We start from the raw sequence: 13,343 nt of genomic DNA, 5'->3' as shown, positions 1-13,343 counted from the left end.
TTACTAGAAGTAGGCACTTCAAAGTTTCATACGAACCATGAGGAGAGTGTCCCGTGGCGACCAAAAGCTTCCTTCATCTAGCCGAGCGGGTGCTGCCTGAGCCGCCAGAGCATACCGATCCCGAACTCGATCGACTCGTAACCGAGATCATCGGCCGCGTCGCCGATAAGTGGACCATGCTCGTCCTCGAAGTTCTGGAAGAACATGGCGAGCTCCGGTTCACCCGAATCGCCGACCTGCTCGAAGGCATCAGCCAGAAGATGCTCACCAAGACGCTCCGCCAGATGGAGCGCGACGGTCTGCTGCAGCGTACCGTCCATCCCGTCATACCACCACACGTCGACTATCGGCTCACCAGCCTCGGCGAGAGCCTCGGAGCCGCCTTCTGCGGGGTGTGGATCTGGGCCGAGAAACATCGGCAGGAAGTGGAGCGCGCCCGCACCAAGTTCGACGCGAAGCCGGTGCCAGGAGTGCCACAACCTCGAGTTCACCGCTAAGCCAACCAGGTTCGTTGATCGTATCGAAACGACACCCCGACATCGCATCGCTCGCCGCATCCTACGTTCCAGACCGGAGGATTTGATGAGCACAACGGACAACAAGAAGGTATTTCACTGCAAAGATGTAGGCTATGACTGCGAATGGCACCTCGAAGGAACCAGCGAAGAGGAGATGCTCCCCGTCATCGAGAGGCACGCAGCAGACGTACACAACCTCACCCACTTTAAAGAAGAGGCCGTGCAGCACGTCAGACAGGCCATCGAGCGCAACAGCGGGCAGACCGCCTGATCTTCGAAATCTGTAGAAAAAGCATCCGATGCATGCTGAAATCAATCTCTATAGAGGGTACTCACCCTCTTTGGAGATTGAATGGCGGCTGAAACCGCGCAGGGCGAGCGTTGGAAGCCCATTGCGAATCCATGGTTAATTGCTGCAACCGTCGCGCTCGCCGCGTTCATGGAAGTGCTCGACACCTCCATCGCAAACGTAGCGCTGCCCCATATCGCCGGTAATCTTGGAGCGAGCACCGACCAGGGCACCTGGGTTCTCACCAGCTACCTCGTAGCCAACGCCATTATCCTCCCGATCGGCGGATGGGCCTCCTCCGTCGTTGGGCGCCGCAACTTCTTCATGATCTGCATCGTGATCTTCACGGTGTCGAGCTTTCTGTGTGGCATCGCCCCAACGCTGCCCCTTCTGCTGGTCTGCCGAGTCTTTCAGGGCATCGGCGGTGGTGGTCTGCAGCCCATGGCGCAGGCCATCATGGCGGACTCCTTTGAAGAGAAAAAGCGCGGACAGGCCTTTGCCCTCTACGGCCTCGTCGCCGTACTGGCCCCGTCGGTCGGGCCGACCATCGGCGGCTGGATCACGGATAACTACTCCTGGCGCTGGATCTTTTACATCAACATCCCGGTCGGCATCCTCGCTCTCGTCCTTACCCAGCGTCTCGTGCAGGATCCGCCATGGATCAAAGCAGACCGTAAGAATCTCTTCAAGCTCGACTACATCGGTCTCGGCCTCCTCACCGTAGCGATGGGCGGTCTGCAGATAGCCCTCGACAAGGGCGAAGAGAACGACTGGTTCGCCTCAAACTTCATTCGCTTCTTCGCCTTCCTCTTCGTAATCGGTATCTCCGGTCTCATCTGGTGGGAGTGGCGGCATAAGAATCCGATCATGAATCTGAAGCTCTTCCGCTTTAAGAACTTCGCGATCTGCTGCCTGTTGATGATGCTGGTGGGCGGCGTGCTCAACGCGGCGACCGTACTGCAGCCACAATTCCTTCAGCAACTACTGGGGTATACCGCGACCAATGCCGGCATGGCTCTGACGGCCGGAGGAGTCGCGCTCGTCATCGTGATGCCGCTCGCAGGTGTCGCCACCGGCAAGTTTCCCGCTCGCAACCTCGCTGCAATTGGATTTGGTTTCTTCGCTGCCGCGTACTACTACGTGTCCACGCACATCACGCTCGATATGAGCTTCGGCGAGGCATCACTGCTGCGCGTCCTGCAGATGATTCCCATCCCCTTCTGCTTCATCGCGATCACCAACGCGGCGTATGTCGGCCTTCCGAAGGAAGCCTCTAACCAGGTCTCCGGCCTGATCAACTTTGTCCGGAATGTCGGCGGCAGTATCTTCATCGCAGTCACCGGCGCGCTCGTCACCAATCGCTCGCTCTTCCATCAAGCGCGACTGGTCGATCACATGCAGCCCGGCAGCCCGGCCTACGCCAGCACCGTGCACGGTCTTGGCGGATTCTTCGGTGGCGGCGCACAGGGTGGCATGATGGCTCGCGCCAGCATCTACCAGCAACTCAACCAGCAGGCAGCAGCTCTAGGCTATGAGGACGTGTACCGGATGCTCTGCTGGATGTCGATCGGCATGGTCTGCTGTGCCTTCCTGCTCAGCAAGAATCGGCCCGGCCAGGGCGCACCCGCAGGCGAAGCAGTCCACTAGGTTTGTAGTAGCCTTCACGCGATGCGCCCAAAACCCTGCGAAGTAGCGCCCGCCCGGCGTCAGGGCGCACTCGTCTCCACAGCCTCCGCCATAGCGACCAACGGAAAGCGTGCATAGATCGCGCGAACGATCTCACCAGCCTGCCCATCGCTCACATCAGGCACGAGGCACTCCCGGTCTGCAAACCCCTTCAGGGCATAGAGCCCGTCCGGCTCGGCGCTCCCACGCTGGAACTGCAACCCACTGACCTCCGACCACGGCAGCCAGATCATTCCCTTCGCCCTGCCGCCGTCTCCTTCAACAACCAACTCCATCGCCGTAACCCGCAACTCAGTCACCCGCACATGCATCCACCGCCAGACCGGCAAGCCAATCAGTCCGGCCGCTCCAAGCAGCAGGAGGCCGCCCACATCCTCCTCCCACGCAAAGGCGAACAACATCACACCGACCAGCATAGGCAAGATAAGGGCAGCAAGACGCCGCTCACTTGTAACGCGAAAGCGCAGCCCATCCGCATCGTCAAAACGCTCAACCCGGACGGCAGCCCCGAACCACGTCATGCATAAATGCTAGCAGGGCCCGGACGCAACGAACCCCGCACCAGGGCGGGGTTCGTCTATTGGTCCTCTTACTTCTTGGACTTTGCAGTCTTCTTCGCTGGCGCAACCTTGGGCTCCTCGCCCTCTGACTTCTGTGCCTCAGCCTCGTCCTCTTCGCTCTTCCGTTTGGACTCAGCCTCTTCTCCGTCCTCTGGCTCATCGGAATCTTCTTCCTCGTCGGCATCATCTTCGGAGCCAGCCTCTTTGAGCAGTGGTTTCGCCTGACTCAGCAGCAGCTTGCCAGTAGCCTGCTCTTCCTTCAAAGTCTCCGTCAGCAGGCCGACGATCTCCTTTTGGCCAAGCGTCTTTGCGATTGCAATCGCTGCGGTATAGCCGGCAATCTCATAGTGCTCGACGCGAAGGGACGCACCGATCAGTTGCACATCTTTCGTGGCACCTTCCTCGTCGCTCTCAATAGCTTCTTTGCCCTCGGCGACAACACCCTCCATGCCATTGCAATGCTGGCCGGTTGGCTTCTTTCCAAGGATCTGGAAGATCTGCTTCAACCGGTCAACCTGCCCCTTGGTCTCTTCCAGGTGGTTCTTGATGCCATCCTTCAACTCGCTGCCCGACGCCGCTCTCGCCATCTTTGGCAGCGACTTTACCAGTTGGTTCTCCGCGCTATAAAGGTCCCGCAACTCTTCGATAAATACATCCTGCAGACTCATGCTCTCTCCCGTGGACTGATGATTCAAACCTGTTCCACTTCAGAGCAGGTTTCAGAGACGACGGTTGCTCTCGCCGCTACACAACATCCACGTGATCAAGTCTCGACACCAGCACACAAACAAAACGGCCCGGCATCAAGCCAGGCCTTTGCTGATGTAGTTCAAGTTTCTGCGGCAAAGCCGCTCTTTGCCATGCGCGTAGCACTCAGATACGCATCGGCATCAGGATGTAGCGGTACTTCACATCCTCGTTGCCATCCTCAGGACGCATCTGCCCGGCAGACTGGGCATCCTTGAACTCGAGCCGTACCTCGCCCTGGTTTCCCGTCGCCTTCAAAAAGTCGATCAGGTACTGGCTGTTGAAGCCCACCACAAGCGGATCATAGTTGTAAGGCGTCTCGATCGTATCCTCCGACTCACCGGAGTCGGTCGACGAAGACGAAAGCTTCAGCTCGTTCTGCTCCAGCCGAATCTTGATCGCGCCCGAGCGCTCATCCGCAAACTGCGCCACGCGCTGGATCGCACTCATCAGGTCTTCGCTGCGCACAATCACGAACTTGTTGTTGTCCCGCGGCAGCACGGCTTCGTAGTTCGGGAACTGGCCCGTAAGCTTACGACTCGTCAGCACCCGACCGCCAACCTTGAAGAACAATGTCTGGTCATCGTCGGCAAAGTCGAGCGTCTCCGCATCCGTCGAGCCAAGCAGGGAAGAAAGCTCCGCCAGCGCCTTCCGCGGAATCAGCGTCTTCTTCTCACCCGACACGCCCTCCAGGGTCTCCCCCAGCTTTTCGATGTGCGCCAGCCGGTGGCCATCCGTCGCCACCATCGCCATCGACTCGGCCTTCAACACCAGCAACGCGCCGTTCAGCGTGTAGCGAGATTCTTCGTTCGAGATCGCAAAGATCGTCTTCGAAACCATGTTCTTCAGCGAAGGAACAGAGATCTTGACCGCACCCGTGGTCGGAAACTCAGCTACCTGCGGGAAGTTCGCCCGGGCCATTCCAACCATCTTTGTGTTCGAGCGGCCAGCGCGGATCTGGACCCAGTGGTTATCCATCAGCTTGATGCTGATCTCGCCCTCGGGCAGCAGCTTGATGTAGTCGTACAGCTTCTTCGCAGGAATCGTGCATGCGCCCGGCTTCTTCACCTTCGCCGCGCAGCTCGTCCGCAGGCTCTGGTCCAGATCGGTCGCCGTAATCATCAGGCGGTCGTCCATGGCTTCAAAGAGGAAGTTCGACAGGATCGGAATCGTCGTCTTGCGCTCGACCACACTCTGCGCCGCCGTCAACTCGCGCAGCAGCTCCGCACGGGAGACTGTGATCTCGAGATTCCCAACCGGACTACCAGTGGGTGCTGTCGTTGTGCTCATGTCAGATTCCTCGATAGCAGTCGTCACGGGTGTCTCCTGAAGTTGCAAATGGTGCCGGGGGGCGCTGCGAAAACTCTACCACCGAATCGCAGCGAGCATCCACGTCCCTATCCCAGCCAGTCTTCCGATTCTAGTGAGGAACCGTCCACCCTGCGACTGCTTTCTTTGTGGGAAACACACGTACTTGTGTGCGGACGCCGACGTCGGCCCCTTTCGGAACACTCCAGCCGAGGGCGGCGGATCTGCTCTCTTCCACCCACCCAAACCCTCCCCTGAGCCACGACTGTTCCACGTGCCGAGACTGCTCCTAAGAAACTACATAAAAGGAGAACAAGTACTAGTAGCAGTAACCGTTGTGACTGGAAAAGTGGATATCAGCGCAAGGTGCTTCAAAGTCATCAACTTACCCTGCTGTCCCGATTTAGAAATCCCGCCATAGCCAGCAACAACGCGGTGTACTACAAGCCCTGAACCTCGCGACGTGACCCAGGTTGTCCAAGTTCCCCACAGGCTCGTCCACATGGAGTTGAGAAGACAAGGCTTGATCCGTTCAAATTTCGTACAACTCCCTTCAATACAGAACCTTACCCGCGTCTGATTCTTCACACATCCGGCAACGCGTAGAGGATAATCGGACACAATCAGAAAACGAGGCCTTCATGCGAATCGCGATCTTCGGAGCCAGTGGAGCGACCGGTCAGCTCCTCACAGACCGCTGCCTGGCAGCCGGTCACGAGGTCACAGCACTCGTGCGGAGACCGGAAAAATTTCCGCAGCGCGATCGCGTACGCGTCGTCCAGGGAAACGCCTTCGACCGGGCTGCCATCGCCGACACCCTTATAGGCGCCGATGCCATCCTCTCCGCCCTGGGAGCGCGCTCCCTCAAGAAGGAAGACGTACTCGAGCGGGCAATTCCGCTTCTCGTGGCGGCAATGGAACAGGCGGGCATCCGCCGAATCGTCGCTCTCGGCTCAGCCGGAGCCCTGCCTACCGCCCTCGACAAACAACCGGCATGGCGAGCCTGGATCGTCCAGAACATCGTCTACAACACCTTCCTCAAATATCCCGTAGCCTCGCAGATCGCCCAGTTCCGCATCCTTTCCGCCAGCCACCTCGACTGGACCATGGTCATGCCGCCCATGCTCACCAACGGTCCAGGCCACGGCTCCTTCAGGATGGACGGCGATGCGCTACCCCGCAACGGCGCCAGAATCTCCCGCACCGACGTGGCAGACTTCATGATGAAGCAGCTCACTTCAACCGAATGGCTCCGCAAAGGCGTTTACATTAGCTGGTAATCCACATCTTCCACAGAAAGCCGAGAACCCGCCGATGAAGCACCGCCTGTCCGCAATCGCCCTGCTTTTAGTCGCAACGCTCCCATCGCTGGCCCAATCGCCCGCCCAGACGCCGGCTGCAACTCCGCCGCCCGCCGTCCTGTCCCAACCCGTCCCGCCCCAACCAGTCGGCTCCATCGCCGGACACCCCGGCTGGCCCCAGCCAAAGCCAGCCGACGTGAGTTCCCCCGACGCAATCCTCGCCGCCGTCTACGATGTCATCTCCGGCCCCGCCGGCCAGCCTCGCGACTGGGACCGCATGCGCTCGCTCTTCCTGCCCGACGCCCGCCTCATTCCGGCCACCATCCTGCCCGGCAGCCCCGATGCCGCCAGTCCCAACACCGACGCCATCATCCTCACCATCGACGGCTACATCGCCCGCAGCCGCGCCCGCACCGCCACCGTCGGCTTCTTCGAACACAGCATCCACAACGAGGTCGAGCAGTACGGCAACATCGTCCAGATCTGGAGCACCTACGAGAGCCGCCACACGCTCGCCGACCCAATGCCCTTTGCCCGCGGCATCAACAGCTTCCAGTTCCTCAAGGATGGCAACCGGTACTGGGTCGTCAACATCTTCTGGGGTGCCGAGACGCCGACCACGCCGATTCCGACAAAGTATCTGCCGTCAGCCGCCTCGCCCTCAACCAGCATCAACAGCAACTTCAATGGTGATTGGGTAGGCCAGTTGGAGTACCGCGACTTCCAGTCCAACCAGCAGGTCTTCCTGCCAACCTGGCTCACCCTCAACCCTGATCCCGATGGCAACTCCGTCAAAATCGCCTACACCTACGACGACGGCCCCACCAAAACCGTCCGCGAGAGCTCGACCCTGACCTTCCAGCCAGGCACCCAGAAAGCGACCCTGACCAGCGACACGGATCACACCAGCGAAGCCTTCGAGGTGCAGGGTCTCGCCGAGTTCACGAAGCTCAACCGAGGCACCCTCGTCTTAACCGGCAAGGGCAAGGAGAACGACCACCCCGTGGACGTCCGCCTCACCCTGACCCTCCGCCGCAACCTCTACACCCTCCGCAAAGAAACCCGCCCAGCAGGCGAAGAGTTCAAGTTCCGCGACGGCTACACCTTCACCCGGGCCGAAGCCCCCCGCACCTGAAACAAAGGAGACCGCGGATCACACGGACAAGCATCGATCGAAATCCTTGGCCTTATCCGCCTTGATCCGCGTGTCTCCGCGATCATCCGCGGTACCTTTATCCAACCTCAAGCCCGCCCGTAGCTCCATACACCTCGCCCGTCACATAGCTCGACTCCTGCGAAGCCAGCAGCACATACAGCGGTGCCATCTCAACCGGCTGTCCCGGCCGCTTCATCGGCGTCTCCGAGCCAAACTCCGGAATCTTCTTGTCCGGCTGTCCACCACTCGTCTGCAGCGGCGTCCACACCGGTCCCGGAGCCACGCAGTTCACGCGAATCCCGTCCTCAGCCACCTGCCGCGCCAACGAGCGCGTGAATGCAAGGATCGCCGCCTTGGTCGGTGCATAGTCCACCAGGCTCGGACTGGGATGCGTCGCCTGGATCGAAGCAGTCGTAATGATCGAACCACCCGGAGGCATCAACGGCAGCGCCGCCTTGCAGATCCAGAAGAGCGCAAACACGTTCACCCGGTAGGTCTCTTCCATCTGCTCAGTCGTCACGTCGGCAATCTTCTCGACAGCGTGCTGCTTGCCTGCAACACATGCCAGAATATCCAGCCCACCCAGCTTCTTGTGAGCTTCGGTCACAAGCTTCACGCAGAATTTCTCATCGCTCAGGTCGCCGGGCATCGCAAACGCCTTCCGGCCTTCCTTCTCGATCAGCGCGATCACCTCTTTGGCGTCCTTCTCTTCGCTTGGCAGGTAGTTGATCACAACATCCGCTCCCTCACGCGCAAACGCAATCGCCGCCGCACGTCCAATTCCGGAGTCGCCGCCAGTCACCAGCGCCTTACGATCCCGCAGACGACCGCTGCCGCGATAGCTCGTTTCGCCGTGATCCGCCTTCGGGGTCATCTCGGAATCGAGTCCCGGTACCGATTGTGGCTGATGCTTGAACTTGGGCTGCGGATACTGCTTGGTCGGGTCCTGAAGGGTATATAGATCCTTCGTCATCTCTAAAACACTCATGCTGTACCACCTCTGAGTTCTGAGATGCACACCCGCAAACGCCGTTTGCCCTGGCAAAGTGCTTACCAGGAGATGAGTCGTACAACATCAACACCAAAAGCGTATAAGCTACGGCAGTCCCCTATGGAGATGCCGCAACGAAGCTACTATCCCGGTCTGGACGGCCTGCGCGCCATCGCCGTCGTCATGGTCTTCCTGCACCACTATGTGTCGCGATACTTCTCCATCTTTGGCTGGGGATGGACCGGCGTCGACCTCTTCTTCGTGCTCTCCGGCTTTCTCATCACCGGCATCCTCTATGACAGCCAGAATCAACCCCATCGCTACCGAGACTTCTACATGCGCCGCACCCTGCGCATCTTTCCGCTCTACTACGCGCTCTGGTTCGCCGTGCTCATCGCCATCCCGATTGCACAATGGCAAAACGACTGGCATATGCTCCTCTGGCCTGCCTACCTCGGCAACTATGCCCGATTCCTCTTCCTGAATATTTCAGGCGATCCCTACCGCTTCGACCGCCTCACCTTCGGTCCGCTTGTGCAGCGATGGTTCGGCAGCCCCATGCACCTCTACATCGGCCATCTCTGGTCGCTCTGCGTGGAGGAGCAGTTCTACCTCCTCTGGCCACTGGTCATCTACCAGCTTCGCCGCCGCACAACCCTGATGCGGATCTGCGTGGCCGTAATCGTCACCGTACCATTGCTACGCTGGGTGCTCGCCTCCTCGGTCACGCCACGCATGATCGAGATGGAACTTCTCTACCGCAGCCTGCCCACACGCATGGATGCCCTGCTGATCGGCGGTCTGCTCGCCCTCTGTCTCCGTGGACCGCAGCAGCATTGGTTGAGCCGCTACCGTCACCTCCTGCTCGCAGCCTCGGTAACGCTTCTCGCCCTGGCGGCTGCTCTGTCGTCCAGCCTTCTCCATATGCCGCTCAAAGGAGCAGCGGTCAACCATACCGGCATCTTCGCCTTCACCTTGATCGACCTCGCCGCCGCCGCGCTGATCCTCGAGGTCATTCATCCGAACAGCGCATGCAGCCGCATCCTCAGCCTTAGAGGGCTTCGCCACTTCGGCCAGATCAGTTACGGCTTCTACGTCTACCACGACCTTCTGCACGACTTCTACAGCTACATCGGCAACCGCTGGTGTGGTGCCTACGCCGCTCCCGTCACGATCGCTCTCGCGTTCACCGCATCATGGGCCATTGCATGGCTCAGCTATCGATTCCTGGAAGGTCCCCTACTCACCTACAAAGACCGCTTCACCCACCAGACCCACAAAGCTCCCGCAGCATGACATGCCATAACGACAACAGGCTCTGCACGAAGCGGAGCCTGTTGTCGTTGCATTTTCTTTCTGTCATTCCCGAAGAGAACCCGCGTTTGCGCCCTTCGCTTACTGGAATCAAGCCGTTAAGTCGGACAACTTGACAATCTTCGAGCCTGGGAAGGGGTGCCTTGTAGCCTCGGCTCCTCAATGCGGGCTGGACCCGTTGCAGCCAAGTCCAGACCTAAGTGCTTAGTTGAGAAGACTTTGGACCTCAGAGAAAATTACTTACAGGCTGGAGGTGTCTCACTGCAAAAGCCGAAACAACTTGACAATCACCGAGCTGCCGACGGGGTCCCTGGCAGCAGCTTGGCCAAAAAGCAGGTCTGGACCTTGTGACAGGTCCAGACCTAAGTACTTTGTTTCGAAGACTTTGGACTTCTGGGAAAAAACAAATAAGTCCTAAGCCAGCGTCTCCATCAGCTTGTTGATGGTCCGATTCATATCCTTATCCGTCCGCCGGTGTTCATCGATCTTCGAGATCGAATGCATCACCGTCGTGTGGTGCTTACCGCCAAACTGGCGTCCTATCTCCGGCAGCGACGCCTCGGTCAGCTGCTTCGCCAGGTACATCGCGATCTGCCGCGGCACCACGATCTGCCGAGAGTTGTTCTTCTGCTTCAGCTCCGCCACCCGCATCCCGAACTGCTCAGCGACAGCACGCTGAATCGCCTCGATCGAGATCTTGCGAACCTGCGTGTCGATGAACTGCTTCAGGCACTGCTGCGTCACCGCCAGCGTAATCTCGACGCCATGCATCCCGCACCAGGCGATCAACCGCACCAGCGCGCCCTCAAGCTCGCGCACATTCGTCCGCACGTTGCTCGCAATGAAGAGCGCCACATCGGTCGGTAGCTGCGTATGCTCGCTCTCCGCCTTCTTCTGGAGGATCGCGACCTTCGTCTCAAGATCCGGTGGCTGAATGTCCGCAATCAGGCCCCACTCAAAGCGCGACCGCAGCCGGTCTTCGAAGTCCGCAAGCTCTTTCGGAGGCCGGTCACTCGCAATCACGATCTGCTTCATGCTCTCGTGCAGCGCATTGAAGGTATGGAAGAACTCCTCCTGCGTCCGCTCTTTCCCGGCCAGAAACTGGATGTCATCGATCAGCAGCACGTCCACATTCCGGAACTTGTCCCGAAAGCTCGTCATCTTGTCATACCGAACCGAGTTGATCATCTCGTTCGTGAACTTCTCGCCACTCACATAGCTGATCGATGCATGTGGCTGACGGCGCTTCACGTCATGCCCAATCGCATGCATCAGGTGCGTCTTGCCCATGCCCACGCCACCGTAGAGGAACAGCGGGTTATACGCCTTCGAAGGTCGCTCACCAACAGCCTGGGCCGCTGCCATCGCAAACTGGTTGCCGCTGCCGATCACGAACGCGTCGAACTGATAGCGCGGGTTCAACTGCGATGCCGAGTTCCAGTCGAAGCGTGCCTGCTCGACGGTAGGTGCTGCCGGTGCGCTCTGGCGGTTCAGGCTGCCCGTACGAGGCACATTGCTGCCATGCGTAGGTACGGGAGCGAACCCACCATCCTCGCGGCGCTTGGGCTCTTCCTGCTGCGGCGTCGTAAAGGTTACGGTCTCGATCTCTTCCGCCAGCCCCAGGTTATCGATCGCTTCCTGGATCAGGTCGGCATACCGGTCGCCGATATGCTGGAACTCGCCCGAGGGAATCCTCACAAAGAGCGTCTTTCCTGCTACATGCGAGTGACGAGTAGGCTTCAGCCACGTCTCAAACGACTGGCGGTTGATCTTTTTTTCAAGGGCTCCAAGTATGAGAGTCCACGGATTGAGGACGGCGGTCGCCGTTGGTACGAATGACATCGATACTTTCCTTGTCCCATATTCAGACTGTAGGCACTTTGGAACAGCCGCCCCCACAAGGCACGGTCAAAGCAACAGGAGTCCCTCCCCGCTAAGAAGCGGCAGGTGATGGAACAGACCTATCTGCAGGAAGATCTCCCACTGGCACACGCAACCGAACAGCCAGCGGAGAAGAGTCAATACAAGATACGCAAGGTGCGAATACAGCTGGACGTGCGCGAAACTTTTCTTACGAAACGGATTCCAGCGTAGCACGGAAAACCAGCCGTTATTTATGCCTGTGCCGGATAAAAATTCGTTTGCACCATCCATGGTGAAGTTCGCAAAAGTAGCGCTTCCCGCTGCAAAAAACATGCTGTTTTCGTGAGTAATTACGTGCTGTATGCGATGGAGTGTGCTATGCGCTACACAGCCGAAACATAAGCCTTCCCATCGCCTTCTCTCTAAAATTCACCCCATGAACGGGCGACACTTAGAAGTGAGCAAAACGGCACAGACGATAACTTTTCTTCGCGAAAGAATTGGCTATGGACCTGCCGTCTGCGCCTCGCATCTTGTCAGCGGAACGACTCGAGAACGCCGTCATCATCTCGTTCGAGGACGGGCGGTCCGCTGTCTACTCGGCAATACTCCTGTCCATGATCTTCCCTCAGGCAGACGACATCACTGATCTGGAACCCGAATACCTCGAGGCTGACTGACAGGGCGGGTCGAGATTACCTGTGAAAATCTGGACCGGTCAGGTATACTCGGGGTTTGTGGCTACTGCCCAAACGCAATAAGCAAGTGCGTCATCAAGATTAGAATCAGGAGTTGTTCCCATGCCCAAGCGTACCTTTCAACCCAACCGCCGCCATCGCGCGAAGACCCACGGGTTTCTTACCCGCATGAAGACCAAGGCTGGAGCAGCTGTTCTCAATCGCCGCCGCGCCAAGGGCCGTCACAAGATCGCCGTCAGCGCAGGGTTCCGCGACTAGTTTTATCCCCTCTGAAGTGAGCCTGATTCCATGCATGCGAAGGTTTTCCAACGCGGGCATGGGATTCTGTGCGCTGCGACGCAATCAGTCCAGAGCAACCTGAACTGGTCCTTCCATCAGGTTGCATAGCGTTTGCACCGTCCGCCAGTTTCGCAGCGTGCTAACTGTTGCCAGTTGCTTATCGAAGTAGGCGTTTGTCAGCTTGGTTCGCGCAACCCCATTTGGCAGATGCAAATAGATCTCACGTCTTGCAACAACAAAGGTGTCGCCCGGAGAACGCTCGCAGTCCAGCGCCTTGATAGCGTCCGAAGCACCGGCGTTAGCCAGGAAGTAGACATGCAGAAGATCTTCGGCAATGCCAGCTTGTACAAATGGGTTTCTTGCCAAGGCCTTCTTCATCTCGGCTGCACTTCGCAGGACAACCGGAACACGTAGTCCAAATCGGTCGCGTATAGCGTCCGCAATCTGCTCGGGCAACGTGTCGATGTTTACCTGGGCTGGATCAGCAGCAAAGAGGACATTGCCGCTTTGAATGTATGTCTGGATGGCGGTGCATCCCCCTACAGCGAAGATCTCTGCCAGATCCTTCATGGGCAGTTTGTTTTTGCCTCCTACGTTGATGCCGCGCAGGAACGCAACGTGTGTGGGCAAAGC

15 protein-coding genes are annotated in these 13,343 nt (G+C 58.6%); 8 read left to right on the top strand and 7 right to left on the bottom strand.

Going from position 1 to position 13,343, the window contains the following annotated elements:
- The first annotated feature begins 53 nt into the window (after positions 1 to 53).
- The 3 genes from OHL20_RS08420 (at position 54) to OHL20_RS08410 (ending at position 2,454) form a co-directional block, all read left to right on the top strand.
- Positions 54 to 497 (top strand): winged helix-turn-helix transcriptional regulator, encoded by a 444-nt coding sequence (locus OHL20_RS08420; RefSeq protein ID WP_263382748.1) that lies wholly within the window; start codon positions 54 to 56, stop codon positions 495 to 497.
- 85 nt (positions 498 to 582) lie between these two features.
- Positions 583 to 789 (top strand): DUF1059 domain-containing protein, encoded by a 207-nt coding sequence (locus tag OHL20_RS08415; RefSeq protein WP_263382747.1) that lies wholly within the window; start codon positions 583 to 585, stop codon positions 787 to 789.
- 81 nt (positions 790 to 870) lie between these two features.
- Entirely contained in the window at positions 871 to 2,454 is a 1,584-nt protein-coding gene (locus OHL20_RS08410) for a DHA2 family efflux MFS transporter permease subunit (protein WP_263382746.1), read from the top strand.
- A gap of 59 nt (positions 2,455 to 2,513) precedes the next feature.
- Here the strand turns inward: OHL20_RS08410 and OHL20_RS08405 are convergent, their stop codons facing one another.
- The 3 genes from OHL20_RS08405 to dnaN all read right to left on the bottom strand — a co-directional run bounded on the left by OHL20_RS08405 (position 2,514) and on the right by dnaN (position 5,090).
- A complete protein-coding gene (locus tag OHL20_RS08405) occupies positions 2,514 to 3,014 on the bottom strand; it encodes a hypothetical protein (RefSeq protein ID WP_263382745.1) in 501 nt (166 codons plus the stop codon).
- 68 nt (positions 3,015 to 3,082) lie between these two features.
- The gene (locus OHL20_RS08400) at positions 3,083 to 3,721 is read right to left on the bottom strand and encodes a YciE/YciF ferroxidase family protein (protein ID WP_263382744.1); all 639 of its coding nucleotides are present in this window, start codon (positions 3,719 to 3,721) and stop codon (positions 3,083 to 3,085) included.
- A gap of 205 nt (positions 3,722 to 3,926) precedes the next feature.
- On the bottom strand, positions 3,927 to 5,090 hold the full coding sequence (dnaN, locus tag OHL20_RS08395) for a DNA polymerase III subunit beta (RefSeq protein ID WP_263382743.1): 1,164 nt from the start codon (positions 5,088 to 5,090) through the stop codon (positions 3,927 to 3,929).
- Positions 5,091 to 5,749: 659 nt separating this feature from the next.
- On the opposite strand from dnaN, the gene OHL20_RS08390 reads away from it, so the two are divergent.
- The gene (locus tag OHL20_RS08390; RefSeq protein ID WP_263382742.1) at positions 5,750 to 6,388 is read left to right on the top strand and encodes an NAD(P)-dependent oxidoreductase; all 639 of its coding nucleotides are present in this window, start codon (positions 5,750 to 5,752) and stop codon (positions 6,386 to 6,388) included.
- Positions 6,389 to 6,422: 34 nt separating this feature from the next.
- Positions 6,423 to 7,544, top strand: coding sequence for a hypothetical protein (locus OHL20_RS08385; RefSeq protein WP_263382741.1), 1,122 nt, complete (start codon positions 6,423 to 6,425; stop codon positions 7,542 to 7,544).
- Positions 7,545 to 7,641: 97 nt separating this feature from the next.
- Here OHL20_RS08385 and OHL20_RS08380 read toward each other — a convergent pair whose 3' ends face one another.
- A complete protein-coding gene (locus tag OHL20_RS08380) occupies positions 7,642 to 8,553 on the bottom strand; it encodes an SDR family oxidoreductase (RefSeq protein WP_317890943.1) in 912 nt (303 codons plus the stop codon).
- 72 nt (positions 8,554 to 8,625) lie between these two features.
- Between OHL20_RS08380 and OHL20_RS08375 the strand changes: the two genes are divergently transcribed.
- Positions 8,626 to 9,852: an acyltransferase family protein gene (locus tag OHL20_RS08375; protein ID WP_263382740.1), complete on the top strand. Its 1,227-nt coding sequence runs from the start codon at positions 8,626 to 8,628 to the stop codon at positions 9,850 to 9,852.
- 432 nt (positions 9,853 to 10,284) lie between these two features.
- On the opposite strand, the gene dnaA is transcribed toward OHL20_RS08375, so the two are convergent.
- Both dnaA and OHL20_RS08365 read right to left on the bottom strand, forming a co-directional pair.
- The gene (gene dnaA / locus OHL20_RS08370; protein ID WP_263382739.1) at positions 10,285 to 11,712 is read right to left on the bottom strand and encodes a chromosomal replication initiator protein DnaA; all 1,428 of its coding nucleotides are present in this window, start codon (positions 11,710 to 11,712) and stop codon (positions 10,285 to 10,287) included.
- A 66-nt stretch (positions 11,713 to 11,778) separates the two neighbouring features.
- Positions 11,779 to 12,066, bottom strand: a complete 288-nt coding sequence (locus OHL20_RS08365) for a hypothetical protein (RefSeq protein WP_263382738.1) — start codon at positions 12,064 to 12,066, stop codon at positions 11,779 to 11,781.
- Between the two features lie 173 nt (positions 12,067 to 12,239).
- On the opposite strand from OHL20_RS08365, the gene OHL20_RS08360 reads away from it, so the two are divergent.
- Positions 12,240 to 12,413 (top strand): hypothetical protein, encoded by a 174-nt coding sequence (locus OHL20_RS08360; protein ID WP_263382737.1) that lies wholly within the window; start codon positions 12,240 to 12,242, stop codon positions 12,411 to 12,413.
- A gap of 120 nt (positions 12,414 to 12,533) precedes the next feature.
- Positions 12,534 to 12,689: a 50S ribosomal protein L34 gene (gene rpmH / locus OHL20_RS08355; RefSeq protein WP_013582097.1), complete on the top strand. Its 156-nt coding sequence runs from the start codon at positions 12,534 to 12,536 to the stop codon at positions 12,687 to 12,689.
- A gap of 84 nt (positions 12,690 to 12,773) precedes the next feature.
- Here the strand turns inward: rpmH and OHL20_RS08350 are convergent, their stop codons facing one another.
- Complete coding sequence (locus OHL20_RS08350) at positions 12,774 to 13,340, bottom strand: DUF1697 domain-containing protein (protein WP_263382736.1); 567 nt, start codon at positions 13,338 to 13,340, stop codon at positions 12,774 to 12,776.
- Positions 13,341 to 13,343 lie beyond the last annotated feature (3 nt).

Origin of the sequence: Granulicella arctica, from assembly GCF_025685605.1 — a bacterium.
GTDB lineage: Bacteria > Acidobacteriota > Terriglobia > Terriglobales > Acidobacteriaceae > Edaphobacter > Edaphobacter arcticus.
The sequence above is the reverse complement of the archived record's forward strand: the minus strand, read 5'-3'. Positions and strand labels throughout refer to the sequence as shown.

Coding starts and splice junctions, on each gene's coding strand:
- OHL20_RS08415 (WP_263382747.1), top strand. CDS start 583: ATGAGCACAACGGACAACAAGAAGGTATTTCACTGCAAAGATGTAGGC.
- OHL20_RS08375 (WP_263382740.1), top strand. CDS start 8,626: ATGAGTCGTACAACATCAACACCAAAAGCGTATAAGCTACGGCAGTCC.
- OHL20_RS08365 (WP_263382738.1), bottom strand. CDS start 12,066: ATGTTTTTTGCAGCGGGAAGCGCTACTTTTGCGAACTTCACCATGGAT.
- OHL20_RS08410 (WP_263382746.1), top strand. CDS start 871: ATGGCGGCTGAAACCGCGCAGGGCGAGCGTTGGAAGCCCATTGCGAAT.
- OHL20_RS08405 (WP_263382745.1), bottom strand. CDS start 3,014: ATGACGTGGTTCGGGGCTGCCGTCCGGGTTGAGCGTTTTGACGATGCG.
- OHL20_RS08360 (WP_263382737.1), top strand. CDS start 12,240: ATGGACCTGCCGTCTGCGCCTCGCATCTTGTCAGCGGAACGACTCGAG.
- OHL20_RS08400 (WP_263382744.1), bottom strand. CDS start 3,721: ATGAGTCTGCAGGATGTATTTATCGAAGAGTTGCGGGACCTTTATAGC.
- OHL20_RS08380 (WP_317890943.1), bottom strand. CDS start 8,553: ATGAGTGTTTTAGAGATGACGAAGGATCTATATACCCTTCAGGACCCG.
- dnaN (WP_263382743.1), bottom strand. CDS start 5,090: ATGAGCACAACGACAGCACCCACTGGTAGTCCGGTTGGGAATCTCGAG.
- OHL20_RS08390 (WP_263382742.1), top strand. CDS start 5,750: ATGCGAATCGCGATCTTCGGAGCCAGTGGAGCGACCGGTCAGCTCCTC.
- rpmH (WP_013582097.1), top strand. CDS start 12,534: ATGCCCAAGCGTACCTTTCAACCCAACCGCCGCCATCGCGCGAAGACC.
- dnaA (WP_263382739.1), bottom strand. CDS start 11,712: ATGTCATTCGTACCAACGGCGACCGCCGTCCTCAATCCGTGGACTCTC.
- OHL20_RS08385 (WP_263382741.1), top strand. CDS start 6,423: ATGAAGCACCGCCTGTCCGCAATCGCCCTGCTTTTAGTCGCAACGCTC.